The following is a 15,996-nucleotide window of genomic DNA, read 5'->3' on the forward strand; positions in this document are numbered from 1 at the left end:
CCGGCCGCCAGCGGCAGCCCCGGGTAGACGAGCGGCTCGCAGGCCACCGCATCGCCGGGCGCGGTCATCGCGAGGATCAGTGCGGCCAGCGTGGCCTGCGCGCCGGGGCTGACCACCACCCGCGCGCGCGGCACCTCGCCGAGCATCGGCCGCAGCCAGCCGACGGCGGTGTCGCGGTCGGCCTCGCTGCCGCCGCCGAGGTGATAGGTCATCAGCAGGTCGATGTCGCTGCGCATCAGCACCTGCGACATGCCGCGCCGCAGCAGCATCTCCAGATCGACGCCCGCCGGCGGCGGCGGAATGTTCATGCTCAGATCCACGCGCTGCGCCAGCTCCACCTTCGGCGCGGCCACGAACGTGCCGAGCGGGCCGCGCGAGTCGAGCAGATGGCGGCTGCGCGCCTCGTTGAAGCCGCGCGTGACGGTGGTCAGGTCCACGCCGAGCAGCGCGGCGATCTGCCGTTGCGGCGGCACGCGGTCGCCCGGCTGCAAGCGGCCGTCGGCGATCGCGCGCTCGATGAACGCGACGATCTGCAGATAGCGCGGCCCCTGGCCGTCGGCCAGCGCGTCTTGCCATACATGTGAGGGTTCTGAAAGATTTTGCGGCATTCTGTCGCGGTATGTCCGTGTGATGTCTTACTCTACCATCCGACATCGAAGCGCGTAAATCCATACATGATGTGTCTTGTATGCACGGCCACGCCGGCCGCGCGTTCCGGGGGCCGGCACGAACGGGCATCGATGCGGATGGACGGGTTTGCGCGTCACGCCAACACGGACAATCCATGCGCACTCCATCTTCCCGAACCCCGCCCGGTGTCGAATCCGGGCCACCGCAATCCCCGTCCTCCCACGCCGCCCCGCTGGCCGCCGCCATGCGCACGCTGCCGGCCGCCGCACTGCTGCTGCTCGGCGGCTGCAGCAGCGTGCTGATGAACCCGAAAGGCGACATCGGCGTGCAGGAGAAGCACCTGATCCTGATCGCGCTGGGCCTGATGCTGCTGGTCGTGATCCCGGTGATCGCGCTCACGCTGTGGTTCGCGTGGCGCTACCGCGCCTCGAACCGCAGCGCCACCTACGCGCCGCGCTGGTCGCATTCCACCGCGATCGAAGTGGTGGTGTGGACCATCCCGTGCGTGATCGTGGTCGTGCTCGGCGTGCTGATCTGGCGCACGACGCTGAGCCTCGATCCCTACAAGCCGATCGAATCGCGCGAGAAGCCGGTGCGCGTGGACGTGGTCGCGCTGAACTGGAAGTGGCTGTTCATCTATCCCGACTACGGCGTTGCGTCGGTCAACGAACTGGCGGTGCCGGTGGGCACGCCGGTCGATTTCCGGCTGACGGCCGAATCGCTGATGAATTCGTTCTTCATCCCGCAGCTCGGCACGCAGGTGTACGCGATGCCGAGCATGCAGACGCGCCTGCACCTGATCGCCGACGAAGCCGGCACGTATCTGGGCCAGTCGGCGGCGTTCAGCGGCCCCGGCTTCTCGGACATGCACTTCAAGACCCACGCGACCAGCCGCGGCGAGTTCGACGCCTGGGTGGCGCGCGCCCGCCAGTCGGCCGTCTCGCTCGACGCCGCCGCCTACGCGCGGCTCGCGCAACCGAGCGAGAAGAACGCCCCGACGCTGTACGCGAGCGTGGTGCCCGACCTGTTCGACAACATCGTCGCCACCGCGATGCGTGCCGGCTCGGCGAACCCGAGCTGCACGGCGGCGGCGCCGGGCGTGGTGGCGGCCACCGTCAAGTCGGCCGACGCGGCCTCGATTTCCCTTTCTCCCGGCGGCGCGAGCTCGCCCCTTCTGGCTACCCGGTAATCATCATGTTTGGAAAGCTCACTCTCGATGCCATACCCTGGCACGAACCCATCATCATGGGCACGCTCGCGGTGGTGCTCGTGCTCGGCGCGGCGCTGCTCGGCGCGATCACCTACGCGGGCAAGTGGACGTACTTGTGGCGCGAATGGTTCACCTCGGTCGATCACAAGAAGATCGGCGTGATGTATATCGCGATGGCGATCGTGATGCTGCTGCGCGGCTTCGCGGACGCGATCATGATGCGCGCGCAGCAAGCCATCGCGAACAACGACGCGGCCGGCTACCTGCCGCCGCACCACTACGACCAGATCTTCACGGCGCACGGCGTGATCATGATCTTCTTCGTGGCGACGCCGCTGATCATCGGCCTGATGAACGTGGTGGTGCCGCTGCAGATCGGCGCGCGCGACGTGGCCTATCCGTTCCTGAACTCGCTGAGCTTCTGGTTCGCGGTGGTGGGCGCGGGGCTGGTGATGATCTCGATGTTCGTCGGCGATTTCGCGGCCACCGGCTGGGTGGCGTATCCGCCGCTCTCGGAGCTGGGCTACAGCCCAACCGTCGGGGTGGATTACTACATCTGGTCGTTGCAAATCTCGGGCCTCGGCACCACGCTCACCGGCATCAACTTCATCGTGACGATCCTGCGCATGCGCGCGCCGACGCAGAAGCTCATGCAGATGCCGGTGTTCGTGTGGACCGCGCTGATCACCAACATCCTGATCGTCGCCGTGTTCCCGGTGCTGACGGGCACGCTCGCGCTGCTGACGGCCGACCGCTATCTCGGCATGCACTTCTTCACGAACGAGCTCGGCGGCAACGCGATGATGTACATCAACCTGATCTGGGTCTGGGGCCACCCCGAGGTGTACATCCTGATCCTGCCGGCGTTCGGCGCGTTCTCGGAGATCATCGCGACGTTCTCGGGCAAGCCGCTGTTCGGCTACAAGTCGATGGTGTACGCCACGGCCTCGATCGGCGTGCTGTCGTTCTTCGTGTGGCTGCACCACTTCTTCACGATGGGCTCGGGCGCGAACGTCAACGCGTTCTTCGGGATCATGACGACCATCATCTCGATCCCGACCGGCGTGAAGCTGTTCAACTGGCTGTTCACGATGTACCGCGGCCGCATCCGCTATCACAGCGCGACGCTGTGGACGATCGGCTTCATGATCACGTTCGCCGTGGGCGGCATGACGGGCGTGCTGCTCGCCGTGCCGGGCGCGGATTTCGTGCTGCACAACAGCCTGTTCCTGGTGGCGCACTTCCATAACGTGATCATCGGCGGCGTGGTGTTCGGCTGCCTGGCCGGCGTGAGCTTCTGGTTCCCGAAGGTGTTCGGCTTCACGCTCGACGAGTTCTGGGGCAAGGTGTCGTTCTGGTGCTGGCTGATCGGTTATTGGCTCGCGTTCACGCCGCTCTACGTGCTCGGCTTCGAGGGCATGACGCGCCGCATGAACCACTATTCCGTGCCGTCATGGCACCCGTGGCTCGTGATCGCGCTGGTGGGCGCGGTGTTCGTCGGCCTCGGCATCCTGGCGATGCTGGTGCAGATCACCGTGAGCATCCGCCGCCGCGACGCGCTGCGCGACGCGACGGGCGACCCGTGGGACGGCCGCAGCCTCGAATGGTCGACCTCGTCGCCCGCGCCGTTCTACAACTTCGCGATCGTGCCGACCATCACCTCGGTGGAGCAGCACTGGGACGACAAGCAATCGGGCCGCGCGTATCGGCAACCGAAGCAGTACGAAGATATTCACATGCCGCGCAATACCGGCGCGGGCGTGATCATCGCCGCGTTCAGCGCCGTGTTCGGCTTCGCGTTCGTGTGGCACATGTGGCCGTTCGTGGTGCTGGGCCTGATCGGCATGGTCGGCACGTTCCTCGCGCGCAGCTACGACACCGATACGGATTACTACGTGACGGCCGCCGAAGTCGAGCGGATCGAGAACGCGCGTTTCGCGCAACTGAAGCGTCACGCCCCCGTGCCGCTCAATGAAACCGAGGTGGCCTGATGCGCGCCCATACGCTTGACCACGGCCACGACGATGGCCACCACGACGACGGCAGCAAGACCGCCATCGGCTTCTGGATCTACCTGATGAGCGACTGCCTGATCTTCGCGACGCTGTTCGCGACGTTCGGGGTGCTCGCCAACGCCACGGCCGGCGGCCCCACGGGGCAGAGCCTGTTCGAGCTCGACTACGTGCTCGGCGAAACCATGCTGCTGCTGGTCAGCAGCTTCACGTTCGGCCTCGCGATGCTGGCGATGAAGGGCGGCCGGCGCGGCCCGGTGATCGCGTGGCTGGCGATCACGTTCGTGTTCGGCGCGGGCTTCATCGGCATGGAAGTGCACGAGTTCGCGAAGCTGGTGGCCGACGGCGCCGGCCCGCAAACCAGCGCGTTCCTGTCCGCGTATTTCGGCCTGGTCGGCACCCACGGGCTGCACGTGACCTGCGGCCTGATCTGGATCGCGGTGATGATGCATCAGGTCTGGAAGTTCGGCCTGAACGGCATGGTGCAGCGCCGCCTGGCCTGCCTCAGCATGTTCTGGCACTTCCTGGATCTGGTCTGGATCTGCGTGTTCACCTTTGTCTATCTTCGGGAGTTCGTATGAAGCCCAGCCTGCATTCGCATACCGGTCACGCCGCCCATGACGGCCACGACGCCGCGCACGGCTCGCTGAAGGGCTATGGCATCGGCATGGTGTTGTCGGTACTGCTGACCTTCGTGTCGTTCGGCGTGGTGATGACGCATATCGTGCCGCGCCAGTACGGCCTGGCCGCGATCACGATCGCCTGCGTCGCGCAACTGATCGTGCAGCTGTTCTACTTCCTGCACATCGGCACGGCGCGCAGCCAGCGCGCCAACACCGGCATCTTCATCTGCACGGGGTTCCTGATCGCCGTGATCGTCGGCCTGTCGCTGTGGGTGATCCACAACGCCAACGTCAACATGATGCCGACCCACATCTCGATCGAACGCGCGCTCGCGAAAGACTGACGCGCCCGCCCGGCGACCTGCGAAAAACGGCGCACTGCTCCTCACGGGGCGGTGCGCCGTTTTCGTTGGGGCGCCTTCAGATCGCCGGCGCCGCCAGATGGTGCGGATCGCCGAGCGCGTCGGCCACCAGCCGCAGCGCCTCGCGGCAATCGTCGGGCGTTTGCGGGCCGCCGAGGCAGAGCCGCAGCGCGTTGGGCGGATTGCCGTCGGTGGAGAACGCCGCGCCGGCCACGGCCGCCACGCCGCGGTTGCGCAGTTGCTGCGCGAGATCGGGCGCGGAGCGGTGGCAGTCGGGCGGGATCGGCAGCCACAGGTGAAAACCGTCCGGATGCGCGTCGAACGGCCAGTCGTGCAGCACCTGCGCGGCGATCGCGAGGCGCGTGCGGCCCTCGGCGCGGATCGCGTCGAGCATCGCCGCGGCGGTGCCGTCGTTGACCCACTGCGTGGCCAGCAGCATCGTGTACGGGCTCGGCATCACGGTGGTGGCGCGCAGCGCGCCGGCGATGCGCTGCGCCTGCCGCGCCGACGGCGCGAGCAGGTAGGCGATCCGCAGCCCGGCGCCGAAATTCTTCGACATCCCCGTCACGTAGTAGGTCAGCTCGGGCGCGAGCAGCGCGAGCGGCGGCGGCGCGTTCTGGGGCAGCATCGCGTAGGCGTCGTCCTCGACGATCGGCACGTTGTAGCGCAGCGCCACGTCGGCCAGCGCTTCGCGACGGCGGAACGGAATCGTCAGCGTGCTCGGGTTCTGCAGCGTGGGGTTGCAGTAGAACGCGGCGGGCTTGTGGGTCTTGCACAGCGATTCGAATGCGTGCGGCAGCGGGCCGTCCTCGTCGCGCGGCAGCGCCTGCAGGCGCACGCCGAGCTGCGAGGCGATCGCCTTGATGCCGGGGTAGGCGAGCACGTCGAGCGCGAGCGTGTCGCCGGGCCGCGCCAGCAGCGACACCAGCGCCACCAGCGCGCTGTGAATGCCGGGGCACACCAGCACGGCCTCGCCGTTGCAGCCCGGCAGCCGCCGCCCGAGCCACGCGCGGCCGGCCGCGCGATCGGCCGGCGCGCCGCCGAAATCCTGATAGCGCAGCAACTGGTATGGATCGGCGGCGGCGTGCAGCGCGGCGGCCGAATCGGTCAGGCGCGCTGCCATCGCGGGCGGCTCGGGCGGCATGTTCATCGACATCTCCACGCTGCTGCCGCCCGACAGCGGCAGGGTTTGCGTCGGCCCGCGCACGAACGTGCCGCTGCCCGCGCGGCTGTCGATCAACCCGCGCTTGCGCGCCTCGGCATAGGCGCGCGCCACCGTCGTGTAGTTCAGTTGCAGCGCGTCGGCCAGCTCGCGCAGGCCCGGCATGCGGTCGCGCGGCTTGAGCCGGCCGACCGCCACGTCCTCCTCGATCAGGTCGGGAATCAGCAGGTAGGCCGGCTTGCGGCTCTCGGCGAGCCGCTTCGACCAGTGGGCGAGCGAGTGATCCATCGTGATGTTTCCGGGCGTCGATGCAATTCACGTTAACACGCGAATCGGCGCGAAAAAAAATCGATCGGATACCGAATCGAAAAGCGATTGCATTGATCGCGCGACGTATCGTTTTGATGCATGGGCGCACAGCCGGCGCGCACGGCGCTGCGCCAGCGCGGTGCGCGATGCGCGGCCGCGGCGCGCCCTGAATGCGTTGCCGGCGCGGCTGGCACGGCGAATCGCCCACCGTTTCGAAGTGCCGCGTTCTCGATGATTGGACAGTGATCGCATCGCCGCGCGCCGGCACGGCATGGCCCATGCGTGAGGAACGGTGCCCGGGCAAGCCTGCCCCGGCGTTTCCGATCACTCACCGATATTTGGAGAACACGATGCCTGCCGTCAATCACCCGCTGCACCAGAAGGGCGACGTACTGGTCGACTACGAGGAAAAGGTATTCGAGGACGTCAAGGCGGAGCCGGGCGAGAAGGCGCTCGTCACGTTCCATACCGTGGCGTTCGAGGGCTCGATCGGTTTCGTGAACCTGCTGCAGGCCACGCGCCTGCAACGCAAGGGTTTCGAAACCTCGGTGCTGCTGTACGGCCCCGGCGTGACGCTCGGCCTGCAACGCGGCTTCCCCACGCTCGGCGACGAAGCGTTCCCCGGCCATCTGAACTTCAACAAGCAGCTCGTGAAGTTCATGGAGGAAGGCGGCAAGGTGTACGCGTGCCGTTTCGCGTTGCAGGCGCTGTACGGCCACGGCGAAGCCTCGCTGATCGAAGGCATCCGCCCGATCAATCCGCTCGACGTGCTCGACATCCAGCTGCTGCATCGCAAGGAAGACGCACTGATCATCCACACCTGGACCGTCTGACGGCCGCGCGGAGTTCGCCATGAGCCACAAGCGCATCGTTCGCGCCGCCGCCGCCCAGATCTCGCCCGATCTGGAACGGGCCGCCGGAACGCTCGAGAAGGTTTGCAGCACGATCGACGATGCCGCCCGCGAGGGCGTGCAGTTGATCGTGTTCCCGGAAACGTTCGTGCCGTATTACCCGTACTTCTCGTTCGTCAGGCCGCCGGTGGCGGCGGGCGCCGATCACATGCGGCTCTACGAGGATGCCGTGGCGGTGCCGGGGCCGGTCACGCAGGCGGTGGCCGAGCGCGCGCGGCTGCATCGCATGGTGGTGGTGCTCGGCGTCAACGAGCGCGATCACGGCAGCCTCTACAACACCCAGCTCGTGTTCGACGCGGACGGGCAACTGCTCGTCAAGCGCCGCAAGCTCACGCCCACGTATCACGAGCGGATGATCTGGGGGCAGGGCGACGCCGCCGGCCTCAAGGTCGCGCACACGGCCGTTGGCCGGGTGGGCGCGCTGGCCTGCTGGGAGCACTACAACCCGCTCGCGCGCTATGCGCTGATGACGCAGCACGAGGAAATCCATTGCGCGCAGTTTCCCGGCTCGCTGGTCGGCCCGATCTTCGCCGAGCAGATGGACGTGACGATCCGGCATCACGCGCTCGAATCGGGGTGTTTCGTCGTCAACGCCACCGGCTGGCTGACCGAGGCGCAGATCGAATCGATCACGCCCGATCCGCAGTTGCAGAAGGCGCTGCGCGGCGGCTGCCACACGGCGATCGTCTCGCCCGAGGGGCAGCACCTGGCCCCGCCGCTGCGCGAGGGCGAAGGCCTGGTGATCGCCGATCTCGACATGGCGCTGATCACCAAGCGCAAGCGGATGATGGATTCGGTAGGCCACTACGCGCGCCCCGAATTGCTGAGCCTTGCGATCAACGACCGGCCCGCCGTGCCGGTCGCACCGATGGCGCCGGGCGCCGTCGCTTCCCCATTCCCCGCTTTCGAAGGAGCGATCGATGAACGCCATCGCGAAGCCGTCGGCGCAGAGCCGGCAACTGATCACTGAACTGCAGTCGGTCGGGCTGCGGCTCGTCGATCCGAAGGCGGGCGCCGCGAGCCGCCGCGGCGGCGCGGGGCCGTCCGACCACAAGGCCGTCACGGTGGACGGCGTGACCGTGATGGTGCCGGTGCACACCAGCACCGCGTGGGATTCGCCGTTCGTGGCCGGCGCGCCCGACGCGCTGGGCGCGAGCACGCTGACGCGCGGCGCGATCCCGATCGCCGAGATCCGCTTCCCGGCCAACCCGCGCTTCTACGCGCTGCAGACGCTCGACGGCGTGCCGTATTCGCAGATCGCCACGCTGCACGGCGCGGACGTGCTCGCCACCACGGTGCTGCAAACCTGCATCCGCTACGAAAGCCGCCGCAAGATGTGCCAGTTCTGCTCGATCGGCCAGTCGCTCGCGGCGGGCCGCACCATCGCGCGCAAGACGCCCGAGCAACTGGCCGAGGTGGCGCGCGCGGCGGTGCTGCTCGACGGCGTCAAGCACATGGTGCTGACCACCGGCACGCCGGCCACCAGCGACCGCGGCGCGAGCCTGCTGTGCGACAGCGCGTTCGCGATCAAGGCGGCCGTCGATCTGCCGATCCAGGGCCAGTGCGAGCCGCCCGACGACGACGCCTGGTTCGCGCGCATGAAGGCGAGCGGCATCGACACGCTCGGCATGCACCTGGAGGCGGTCACGCCGGCGGTGCGCGAGCGGATCATGCCGGGCAAGGCCAGCGTGCCGATCGCGCGCTACCTCGACGCGTTCGATGCGGCGGTGGCCGTGTTCGGGCGCGGGCAGGTCAGCACCTACATCCTGGCCGGGCTCGGCGACACGCCCGAGGCGATCCTCGCGATGTCGGCCGATCTGGTCGCGCGCGGCGTCTATCCGTTCGTGGTGCCGTTCGTGCCGATCAGCGGCACGCCGCTCGAAAGCCATCCCGCGCCCACGCCCGATTTCATGCGCTCGGTGCTCGCGCCGCTCGGCGCGATGCTGCGCGACGCGGGGCTGCGTTCGGCCGACATCAAGGCCGGTTGCGGCAAGTGCGGCGCGTGCTCGTCGCTGTCCACCTACGAGGCCTGACATGGATTGCGAAGCGATGTGGGACAGCGGCGCGGCGCTCGCCTACCGGCCCGCCGAATTCCGGATCAAGTGGGCCGCGCTGCCGTGGGAAGTTCAGGAAGCCTACCGGTTGCGTCGCGCGGTGTTCTGCGTCGAGCAGGGCGTGTTCGTCGGCGACGACCGCGACGAGATCGATGCGCGCGCGCAATTGCTGGTGGCCGTCAGCGGCTGCGCCGGGCTGCCCGATCAGGTGGTGGGCACGGTGCGGATCCACGAAACCGCGCCGGGCGTGTGGCTCGGCTCGCGGCTCGCGGTGCACGCGGCGTTCCGCACGCACGGCCGGATCGGCTCCACGCTGATCCTGCTCGCGGTGCGCAGCGCCCACGCGCTCGGCTGCCGCGAATTTCACGCACACGTGCAGGCGCAGAACGTGCCGCTGTTCCGCCGCCTGCATTGGGATTCGCTCGGCGAGGAGATGCTGCACGGCCGCCTGCATCACCGGATGCTGGCCGATCTCGCGCACTATCCGCCGTGCGTCACGCCGTACACCGGCTTCGTGCTGCCGGCCGGAGGCGGACGATGAGTCTCGCGCAACGAATCGAAACGCTGCGCGCGAGCCGCGGCTTCGCGCACAAGACGGACATCGCCGGCGTGGTGGGCGCGCTTGCGCGCGCATTGCCGAACGGCGCGGCCGATTTGGCGCAAGCCGTGGCCGTGGGCGACGACTGCGCCGCGATCGCCGACGGCGAGGGCTACCTGCTGTTCGCGATCGAGGGCCTGGTGGCCGATTTCGTCGAGGCGATGCCGTGGTTCGCCGGTTACAGCGGCGTGATGGTCAACATCAGCGACATCTACGCGATGGGCGGCCGGCCGATCGCCGTGGTGGACGCGTTGTGGAGCGACGGCCTCGATGCCGCGCGCGCGGTGCTCGACGGCATGGCGGCGGCCTCGGCCGCCTACGGCGTGCCGATCGTCGGCGGCCACAGCAATGCGCGGGCCGGCGGCGCGCAACTGGCCGTGGCGATCCTCGGGCGCGCCCGCCGGCTGCTGTCGAGCTTCGCGGCACGGCCGGGCGACCGGCTGCTGATGGCCGTGGATCTGCGCGGCCGCTTCGAGGATCCGTATCCGTTCTGGAACGCCTCGGTGGGTGCGCCGCCGCAGCGGCTGCGCGCCGATCTCGAGCTGCTGCCCGCGCTGGCCGAGGACGGCCTGTGCGACGCGGCCAAGGACATCAGCATGGCCGGCGCGATCGGCACCGCGCTGATGCTGCTCGAAGCGTCGCAGGTGGGCGCGCGCATCGATCTCGATGCGATTCCGCGCCCGGATGGCGTGGATGTCGACCGCTGGCTTGGCGCGTTTCCGAGCTTCGGATTCCTGATGTCGGTGCGCGCGGCGCAGGCCGATGCCGTGATCGCGCGCTTCGCGGCGCGCGGGCTGGCCTGCGCGGCGGTCGGCACGGTGGACGCGACGCGCGAGGTGGTGCTGACCGAAGGCGGCGAGGCCGCGCGGCTGTGGGATTTGCGCGAAACGCCGTTCATCGGCGCCGCGCCGGGAGCCGCGCGATGAACGCCGCGCCGCTGCGAATCGCGCTGTTCACGCACTCGGTCAACCCGCGCGGCGGGGTGGTGCACACGCTGGAACTGGCGCGCTCGCTCGGCCGGGCCGGGCACGACGTGACGGTGGTGGCGCCGGCCGCGCCCGGCGAGCGGCTGTTTCGCGACGGCGGCGGCGCGTTGGGTGACTGCTTCGATCTGGACGGCTACCGCGTCGTGCTCGCGCGCACCGGGGCCGCGCCGCGCGACACCGTCGGCATGGTCGAGACGCGCATCGCCGCGATTCGCGGGGCTTTCGACCGCGCCGTGCGGGCCCGCTTCGACGTGCTCCACGCGCAGGACAGCATCAGCGGCAACGCGCTGGCGGAGTGGAAGGCCGAAGGCGCAATTGCCGGCTTCGTGCGTACCGTGCATCACCTCGACACGTTCGCGAACCCGCGCCTCGCTGCGTGGCAGCGCCGCGCCTGGCGCGATGCCGACCGCGTGCTGTGCGTGAGCGCGGACTGGGCCTCGCGCATGCGGGACGAACACGGCGTGGCCGCGCGTCAGGTGGCCAACGGCGTCGATCTCGAACGCTTCGCGCAGGCGTCGGCCGACGCCATCGAAGCGGTGCGGCAACGCTTCGGCCTGCAGGCGAACGGCGCGACGGTGCTCGCGATCGGCGGCATCGAGGCGCGCAAGAACACGCACGCGCTACTCGATGCGTTCGCGCAACTGCGGCGCGCGAAGCCGCACGCGCAACTCGCGATCGCCGGCGGCGCGAGCCTGCTCGATCACGATGCCTACACGCGCGATTTTCTCGCTCGCGCGGCCGAACTGGGGTTGCCGGTCGGCCCAGGCGGCGCGGTGGTGATCACCGGCCCGCTCGACGACGCCGCGCTTGTCGCGCTGCTGCATGCGGCCGACGCGGTGTCGATGGTGTCGCTGCGCGAAGGCTTCGGGCTGGTGGTGCTCGAAGCGCTGGCCTGCGGCAAGCCGGTGGCGGTGTCGCGCATCGCGCCGTTCACCGAGCATCTCGACGCGCGCACGGCGATCTGGGCCGATCCCGGTTCAATCGATTCGATCGCGCAGGCGCTGCACGACGCGCTCGACGGCCGCCGCGCGCCCGATTTTCGCGAAGCCGTGCCGGCGCTGCTCGCGCGCTTCAGTTGGGCCGCGAGCGCCGCCGCGCACGCGGCGATCTACCGCGAATGGCTCGACGCGCGCGCCGCCGCGTCAGCCGTTCCCCTCACGACCGAACAGGAATCCTGATCATGCCCGTCATGCACTTCCGGGTCCGCTGGCCCGACGACAGCGAAACCCGCTGCTATTCGCCGTCCACCGTGGTGGCCGATTACTTCACGCCGGGGCAGCGCTACGCGCTCGACGATTTCGTGGCGCGCTCGCGCGAATCGCTCGGCATTGCGTCCGAGCGCGTGCGCGCCAAGTTCGGCTTCGCCTGCTCGGCCGCGATGGACGAGCTCGCGCGCATCGAATCGCTGGCCGAGCGCTTCGGCGCGGCGCCCGACGCCGCCGTCACCGTGCTCGCGCTCGAATGAGCCTGCACCCACGCCCATGAACGACCGCGCCGGCGCGCCTGCCGGCCTCCCGCGCCCGTTTTCATTCAGGAATCCCATCATGTCGAACGCTTCGATTGCCCAGTCCGCCTCGCCCTCGGGCGAGATCCCGCACTATCCCGTGCTCGTCGTCGGCGGCGGGCAGGCCGGCCTGTCCGTCAGCTACTACCTGAAGGCGGCCGGCATCGCGCATCTCGTGTTCGAGAAGGAGACGGTCACGCACACCTGGCGCCGCCAGCGCTGGGACGCGTTCTGTCTCGTCACGCCGAACTGGCAATGCGCGCTGCCGGGGTATCCGTATCGCGGCGACGATCCGCACGGCTTCATGACCAAGGATCAGATCGTCGATTACCTCGACGGCTTCATCGCCGCCGTCGATGCGCCGGTGCTCGAACACACGGCCGTGCAGCGCGTGACGCGCGGCGCGGACGGCCGCTACGGCGTGGTCACCTCGCGCGGCGCGTTCACGGCCGATCAGGTGGTGGTGGCCTCGGGCGGCTATCACACGCCGATCGTGCCGCGCATGGCCGAGCGGCTGCCGGCCGGCATCGTGCAGATTCAGTCGTCCGCGTATCGCAACGCGGCGGCGCTGCCCGAAGGCGGCGTGCTGGTGGTGGGCTCGGGGCAATCGGGCGCGCAGATCGCCGAGGATCTGCATCTGGCCGGCCGCCGCGTGACGCTGGCGGTGGGCGACGCGCCGCGCTGCGCGCGCTTCTATCGCGGCCGCGACGTGGTGGATTGGCTCGCCGACATGCGCTACTACGAGATGCCGGTCGGGCAGCATCCGCTGCGCGAGGGCGTGCGCGACAACACCAATCACTACGTGACGGGCCGCGACGGCGGGCGCGACATCGACCTGCGCCGCTTCGCCGCCGAAGGCATGGAACTGTACGGCCGCCTCGACGATTGCCGCGACGGCGAGTTGCGCTTCGCCACCGATCTGGCCGCCTGCCTCGACAGCGCCGACGACACCTACAACAACATCAACGCCAGCATCGACGCGTTCATCGCCAAGCAGGGCATCGACGCGCCGGCCGGCCAGCGCTACGCACCCGTGTGGCGCCCGGCCGCCGAGCGCGCCTCGCTCGCGCTGGACGGCAGCGGCATCGCGTCGATCGTCTGGTGCATCGGCTTCACACCCGATTTTGGCTGGATCGACGTGCCGGTGTTCAACGGGCGCGGCTATCCCACCCACGAGCGCGGCGTGACCGGCGTGCCGGGCCTGTATTTCGTCGGGCTGCCGTGGCTGCATACCTGGGGCTCGGGCCGCTTCTCGGGCGTGGCGCGCGACGCCGAATACCTGGTCGAGCGGATCCGCGCGACGGCCGGCGCCGAGGCGCTGGCCGAACACGCGGCGGCCTGAGGCGCGGGCGCGACACGATGCCGACGACCGTCCATCGCTACCGGGCCGGCATGCCGCACCTGGGCTTCACCGGGCTGGCCGAGAACTGGCTGCTCAAGGAATGCGGCCACCGCCATTGGGAGGCGCTGGCCGCGCACGCGGGGCACGACGCCCCCGATTTCACCGACGAGCGCGGGCGGCCCGCCTATGCGGCGTTCGTGGCGGTGGGCGTGAACCTGCCGCCGCCGGGCGCGATCGACGAGCACGACCGCTTCGAGCTCCATCTCGACCTGCGCCGCGTGGGGGCCGTGCGTCATGCAAGCGAGCAGCGCATCGTGCGCGACGGCGCGGTGCTCGGTTCGGTGCGGATGCTGTCGACGTTCGTCACGCGCGAGGCGGCCCACAACCGTTCGGTGGCGCGGGCGCGGATCGGCGGGCTGGCCGGCGCCACCGTGGCGGCGCCCGAGGCGCTGGCCGAACTCGTCGCGCGCGGGCGCGGCCTGCGCGACGGCGATCCGGCAGCCTGGCCGGCCTGGGCGCGCGACGAGCGGGCCAGGTTCGAGCCGCTCGCCTGCACCGAATTCCTGCCGTGCCCGAACAACGATTTCAACGGCGCGGATCTGCTCTATTTCGCGAGCTTCCAGGCGTTCGTCGATCGCGCCGAATGGCAGCGGCACCGCTTCGCGACGCCGCCCGCGCTGGTGTCGCGGTCGCTGCATTTCCACGGCAACCTCGACGTGGGCGACACGCTGACGGTGCGCGCGCGCATCGAGCGGCTCGACGCGACGCGGCTGCGCCACTGGAGCGAAGTGGTGCGCGGCGCCGACGGCATGAAGATCGCCGACGTGATCACCGAAAAATGTTGGGAATCCCGATGAACGACGACGACCCGCGCCAGCCCGCCCCGCGCGTGCGCGACGTGCCGCTGAAGGCGGTCTACACGCGCGCCGATCTCGACGGCCTCGCGCATCTCGACGGCAACGCATTGCCCGGCGAGCTGCCGTTCGTGCGCGGCCCGCATCCGGGCATGTACACCGCGCGGCCCTGGACGATCCGCCAGTACACCGGCCACGCCGACGCCGCGGAAACCAACCTCGCGTTTCGCGCGGCCGTGGCCGGGCAGGCCGGCGGCTTGTCGGTCGCGTTCGATCTGCCGACCCAGCGCGGCTACGATTCCGATCATCCCGAGGCGGCGGCCGACGTCGGGCTGGCCGGCGTGGCGATCGACAGCGCCGACGACATGCTGCGCCTGTTCGACGGCATCCCGCTCGAGCGCGTTTCGGTGTCGATGACGATGAACGGCGCGGTGCTGCCGGTGCTGGCCGCGTTCATCGTGGCCGCCGGCGAGCGCGGCGTGCCGCCCGCGCAACTGACGGGCACGATCCAGAACGACATCCTCAAGGAATATCCGGTCCGCCATACGTGGATTCACGCGCCCGAGCCGTCGCTGCGGATCGTGGCCGACGTGGTGTCGCATCTGGCCGAGCACGTGCCGCGCTTCAACGCGCTGTCCGTGTCGGGCTATCACTTCCAGGAAGCGGGCGCGGATCCGGTGCTCGAACTGGCGCTGACGCTGGCCAACGCGCGCACCTACGTCGAGCGGCTCGCGGCGGCCGGGCTGGACGCCGATGCGGTGTGCGCGCGGCTCAGCTTCTTCTTCGGCGTGGGCACCGATTTCTACACCGAGATCGCCAAGCTGCGCGCCGCGCGCCTGCTGTGGGCCGAGCTGGCCGCCGCCTGCGGCGCGCGCTCGCCCCGCGCCCGCGCGCTGCGCACGCATTGCCAGACCTCGGGCTTCTCGCTGACGGCGCGCGAGCCCGACCACAACATCGTGCGCGTGACCGTGGCGGCGATGGCGGCCGTGTTCGGCGGCACGCAATCGCTGCATACCAACGCCTACGACGAGGCGCTGGCGCTGCCGTCGGCGGGCGCGGCGCGGCTGGCGCGCAACACGCAGCACATCCTGCAGCACGAGATGGGGCTGTGCGACACGGCCGATCCGTGGGCCGGCTCGTATCTGATGGAATCGCTGACGGCCGGCATCGCCGCGCGCGTGCGCGAGATCCTCGGCGAGATCGACGCGCAGGGCGGCATGCTGGCGGCGATCGAATCGGGCTGGGTGCGGCGGCGCGTTCGCGCGGGCGCGGAGGCCGTGCAGGCGCGCATCGACGCGGGCGCGCAGACGGTTGTGGGCGTGAACCGTTTTGTTGCCGACGATGCCGGGCCGCCGCCCGGGTGCCGCGAAATCGACGGCCGCCATGTGCGCGCCATGCAGCGCGCGCGGCTCGAACGCACGCGCGCACAGCGCGATCCG

Annotated in this window: 17 protein-coding genes; 15 read left to right on the top strand and 2 right to left on the bottom strand. The window is 69.7% G+C overall.

The genetic code is table 11. The features are described 5' to 3' along the window. A partial coding sequence (locus G3N92_RS20480; protein WP_206129405.1) for a GntR family transcriptional regulator occupies window positions 1–608 on the bottom strand: 608 nt, incomplete at its 3' end. A gap of 266 nt (window positions 609–874) precedes the next feature. On the opposite strand from G3N92_RS20480, the gene cyoA reads away from it, so the two are divergent. Genes cyoA through cyoD form a run of 4 tightly spaced genes read left to right on the top strand, consistent with a single transcriptional unit; the run spans window position 875 to window position 4,819 of the window. After that, window positions 875–1,819, top strand: coding sequence for a ubiquinol oxidase subunit II (gene cyoA, locus G3N92_RS20485; RefSeq protein WP_241014917.1), 945 nt, complete (start codon window positions 875–877; stop codon window positions 1,817–1,819). A gap of 5 nt (window positions 1,820–1,824) precedes the next feature. Beyond that, on the top strand, window positions 1,825–3,831 hold the full coding sequence (cyoB, locus tag G3N92_RS20490; protein WP_206129407.1) for a cytochrome o ubiquinol oxidase subunit I: 2,007 nt from the start codon (window positions 1,825–1,827) through the stop codon (window positions 3,829–3,831). After that, window positions 3,831–4,433, top strand: a complete 603-nt coding sequence (cyoC, locus tag G3N92_RS20495; RefSeq protein ID WP_206129408.1) for a cytochrome o ubiquinol oxidase subunit III — start codon at window positions 3,831–3,833, stop codon at window positions 4,431–4,433. Before cyoB ends, cyoC begins: the two co-directional genes overlap by 1 nt. Further along, complete coding sequence (gene cyoD, locus G3N92_RS20500; RefSeq protein ID WP_206129409.1) at window positions 4,430–4,819, top strand: cytochrome o ubiquinol oxidase subunit IV; 390 nt, start codon at window positions 4,430–4,432, stop codon at window positions 4,817–4,819. Before cyoC ends, cyoD begins: the two co-directional genes overlap by 4 nt. Window positions 4,820–4,895: 76 nt before the next feature. Here the strand turns inward: cyoD and G3N92_RS20505 are convergent, their stop codons facing one another. Beyond that, the gene (locus G3N92_RS20505) at window positions 4,896–6,287 is read right to left on the bottom strand and encodes a PLP-dependent aminotransferase family protein (protein ID WP_206129410.1); all 1,392 of its coding nucleotides are present in this window, start codon (window positions 6,285–6,287) and stop codon (window positions 4,896–4,898) included. Window position 6,288: 1 nt separating this feature from the next. Between G3N92_RS20505 and G3N92_RS20510 the strand changes: the two genes are divergently transcribed. The 11 genes from G3N92_RS20510 to G3N92_RS20560 all read left to right on the top strand — a co-directional run. Continuing rightward, a complete protein-coding gene (locus G3N92_RS20510; protein WP_206129411.1) occupies window positions 6,289–6,543 on the top strand; it encodes a hypothetical protein in 255 nt (84 codons plus the stop codon). Window positions 6,544–6,658: 115 nt separating this feature from the next. Further along, window positions 6,659–7,141 carry an MSMEG_0572/Sll0783 family nitrogen starvation response protein gene (locus G3N92_RS20515; RefSeq protein ID WP_206129412.1) on the top strand — a complete coding sequence of 161 codons (483 nt, stop codon included), beginning with the start codon at window positions 6,659–6,661 and terminating at the stop codon, window positions 7,139–7,141. A gap of 19 nt (window positions 7,142–7,160) precedes the next feature. Continuing rightward, window positions 7,161–8,189 carry a Nit6803 family nitrilase gene (locus G3N92_RS20520; protein ID WP_206129413.1) on the top strand — a complete coding sequence of 343 codons (1,029 nt, stop codon included), beginning with the start codon at window positions 7,161–7,163 and terminating at the stop codon, window positions 8,187–8,189. Further along, entirely contained in the window at window positions 8,140–9,252 is a 1,113-nt protein-coding gene (locus G3N92_RS20525) for an MSMEG_0568 family radical SAM protein (protein ID WP_206129414.1), read from the top strand. Before G3N92_RS20520 ends, G3N92_RS20525 begins: the two co-directional genes overlap by 50 nt. A 1-nt stretch (window position 9,253) precedes the next feature. Next, entirely contained in the window at window positions 9,254–9,814 is a 561-nt protein-coding gene (locus G3N92_RS20530; RefSeq protein WP_206129415.1) for an MSMEG_0567/Sll0786 family nitrogen starvation N-acetyltransferase, read from the top strand. Beyond that, a complete protein-coding gene (locus tag G3N92_RS20535; protein ID WP_206129416.1) occupies window positions 9,811–10,797 on the top strand; it encodes a sll0787 family AIR synthase-like protein in 987 nt (328 codons plus the stop codon). The genes G3N92_RS20530 and G3N92_RS20535 overlap by 4 nt, the downstream gene beginning before the upstream one ends. Then, entirely contained in the window at window positions 10,794–12,035 is a 1,242-nt protein-coding gene (locus G3N92_RS20540; RefSeq protein WP_206129417.1) for an MSMEG_0565 family glycosyltransferase, read from the top strand. Before G3N92_RS20535 ends, G3N92_RS20540 begins: the two co-directional genes overlap by 4 nt. Before the next feature lie 2 nt (window positions 12,036–12,037). Continuing rightward, a complete protein-coding gene (locus tag G3N92_RS20545) occupies window positions 12,038–12,322 on the top strand; it encodes an MSMEG_0570 family nitrogen starvation response protein (protein ID WP_206129418.1) in 285 nt (94 codons plus the stop codon). Window positions 12,323–12,401: 79 nt separating this feature from the next. Beyond that, on the top strand, window positions 12,402–13,703 hold the full coding sequence (locus tag G3N92_RS20550) for an MSMEG_0569 family flavin-dependent oxidoreductase (protein ID WP_206129419.1): 1,302 nt from the start codon (window positions 12,402–12,404) through the stop codon (window positions 13,701–13,703). A 17-nt stretch (window positions 13,704–13,720) separates the two neighbouring features. After that, a complete protein-coding gene (locus tag G3N92_RS20555) occupies window positions 13,721–14,560 on the top strand; it encodes a Pnap_2097 family protein (protein WP_206129420.1) in 840 nt (279 codons plus the stop codon). Further along, window positions 14,557–15,996, top strand: a 1,440-nt coding sequence (locus G3N92_RS20560) for a methylmalonyl-CoA mutase family protein (RefSeq protein WP_206129421.1), incomplete at its 3' end; no start/stop codon positions are given. The genes G3N92_RS20555 and G3N92_RS20560, both read left to right, overlap by 4 nt.

This window comes from Burkholderia sp. Ac-20379 (assembly GCF_017104645.1).
GTDB lineage: Bacteria > Pseudomonadota > Gammaproteobacteria > Burkholderiales > Burkholderiaceae > Burkholderia.

Coding starts and splice junctions, on each gene's coding strand:
- cyoA (WP_241014917.1), top strand. CDS start 875: ATGCGCACGCTGCCGGCCGCCGCACTGCTGCTGCTCGGCGGCTGCAGC.
- cyoB (WP_206129407.1), top strand. CDS start 1,825: ATGTTTGGAAAGCTCACTCTCGATGCCATACCCTGGCACGAACCCATC.
- cyoC (WP_206129408.1), top strand. CDS start 3,831: ATGCGCGCCCATACGCTTGACCACGGCCACGACGATGGCCACCACGAC.
- cyoD (WP_206129409.1), top strand. CDS start 4,430: ATGAAGCCCAGCCTGCATTCGCATACCGGTCACGCCGCCCATGACGGC.
- G3N92_RS20505 (WP_206129410.1), bottom strand. CDS start 6,287: ATGGATCACTCGCTCGCCCACTGGTCGAAGCGGCTCGCCGAGAGCCGC.
- G3N92_RS20515 (WP_206129412.1), top strand. CDS start 6,659: ATGCCTGCCGTCAATCACCCGCTGCACCAGAAGGGCGACGTACTGGTC.
- G3N92_RS20520 (WP_206129413.1), top strand. CDS start 7,161: ATGAGCCACAAGCGCATCGTTCGCGCCGCCGCCGCCCAGATCTCGCCC.
- G3N92_RS20525 (WP_206129414.1), top strand. CDS start 8,140: ATGAACGCCATCGCGAAGCCGTCGGCGCAGAGCCGGCAACTGATCACT.
- G3N92_RS20530 (WP_206129415.1), top strand. CDS start 9,254: ATGGATTGCGAAGCGATGTGGGACAGCGGCGCGGCGCTCGCCTACCGG.
- G3N92_RS20535 (WP_206129416.1), top strand. CDS start 9,811: ATGAGTCTCGCGCAACGAATCGAAACGCTGCGCGCGAGCCGCGGCTTC.
- G3N92_RS20540 (WP_206129417.1), top strand. CDS start 10,794: ATGAACGCCGCGCCGCTGCGAATCGCGCTGTTCACGCACTCGGTCAAC.
- G3N92_RS20545 (WP_206129418.1), top strand. CDS start 12,038: ATGCCCGTCATGCACTTCCGGGTCCGCTGGCCCGACGACAGCGAAACC.
- G3N92_RS20550 (WP_206129419.1), top strand. CDS start 12,402: ATGTCGAACGCTTCGATTGCCCAGTCCGCCTCGCCCTCGGGCGAGATC.
- G3N92_RS20555 (WP_206129420.1), top strand. CDS start 13,721: ATGCCGACGACCGTCCATCGCTACCGGGCCGGCATGCCGCACCTGGGC.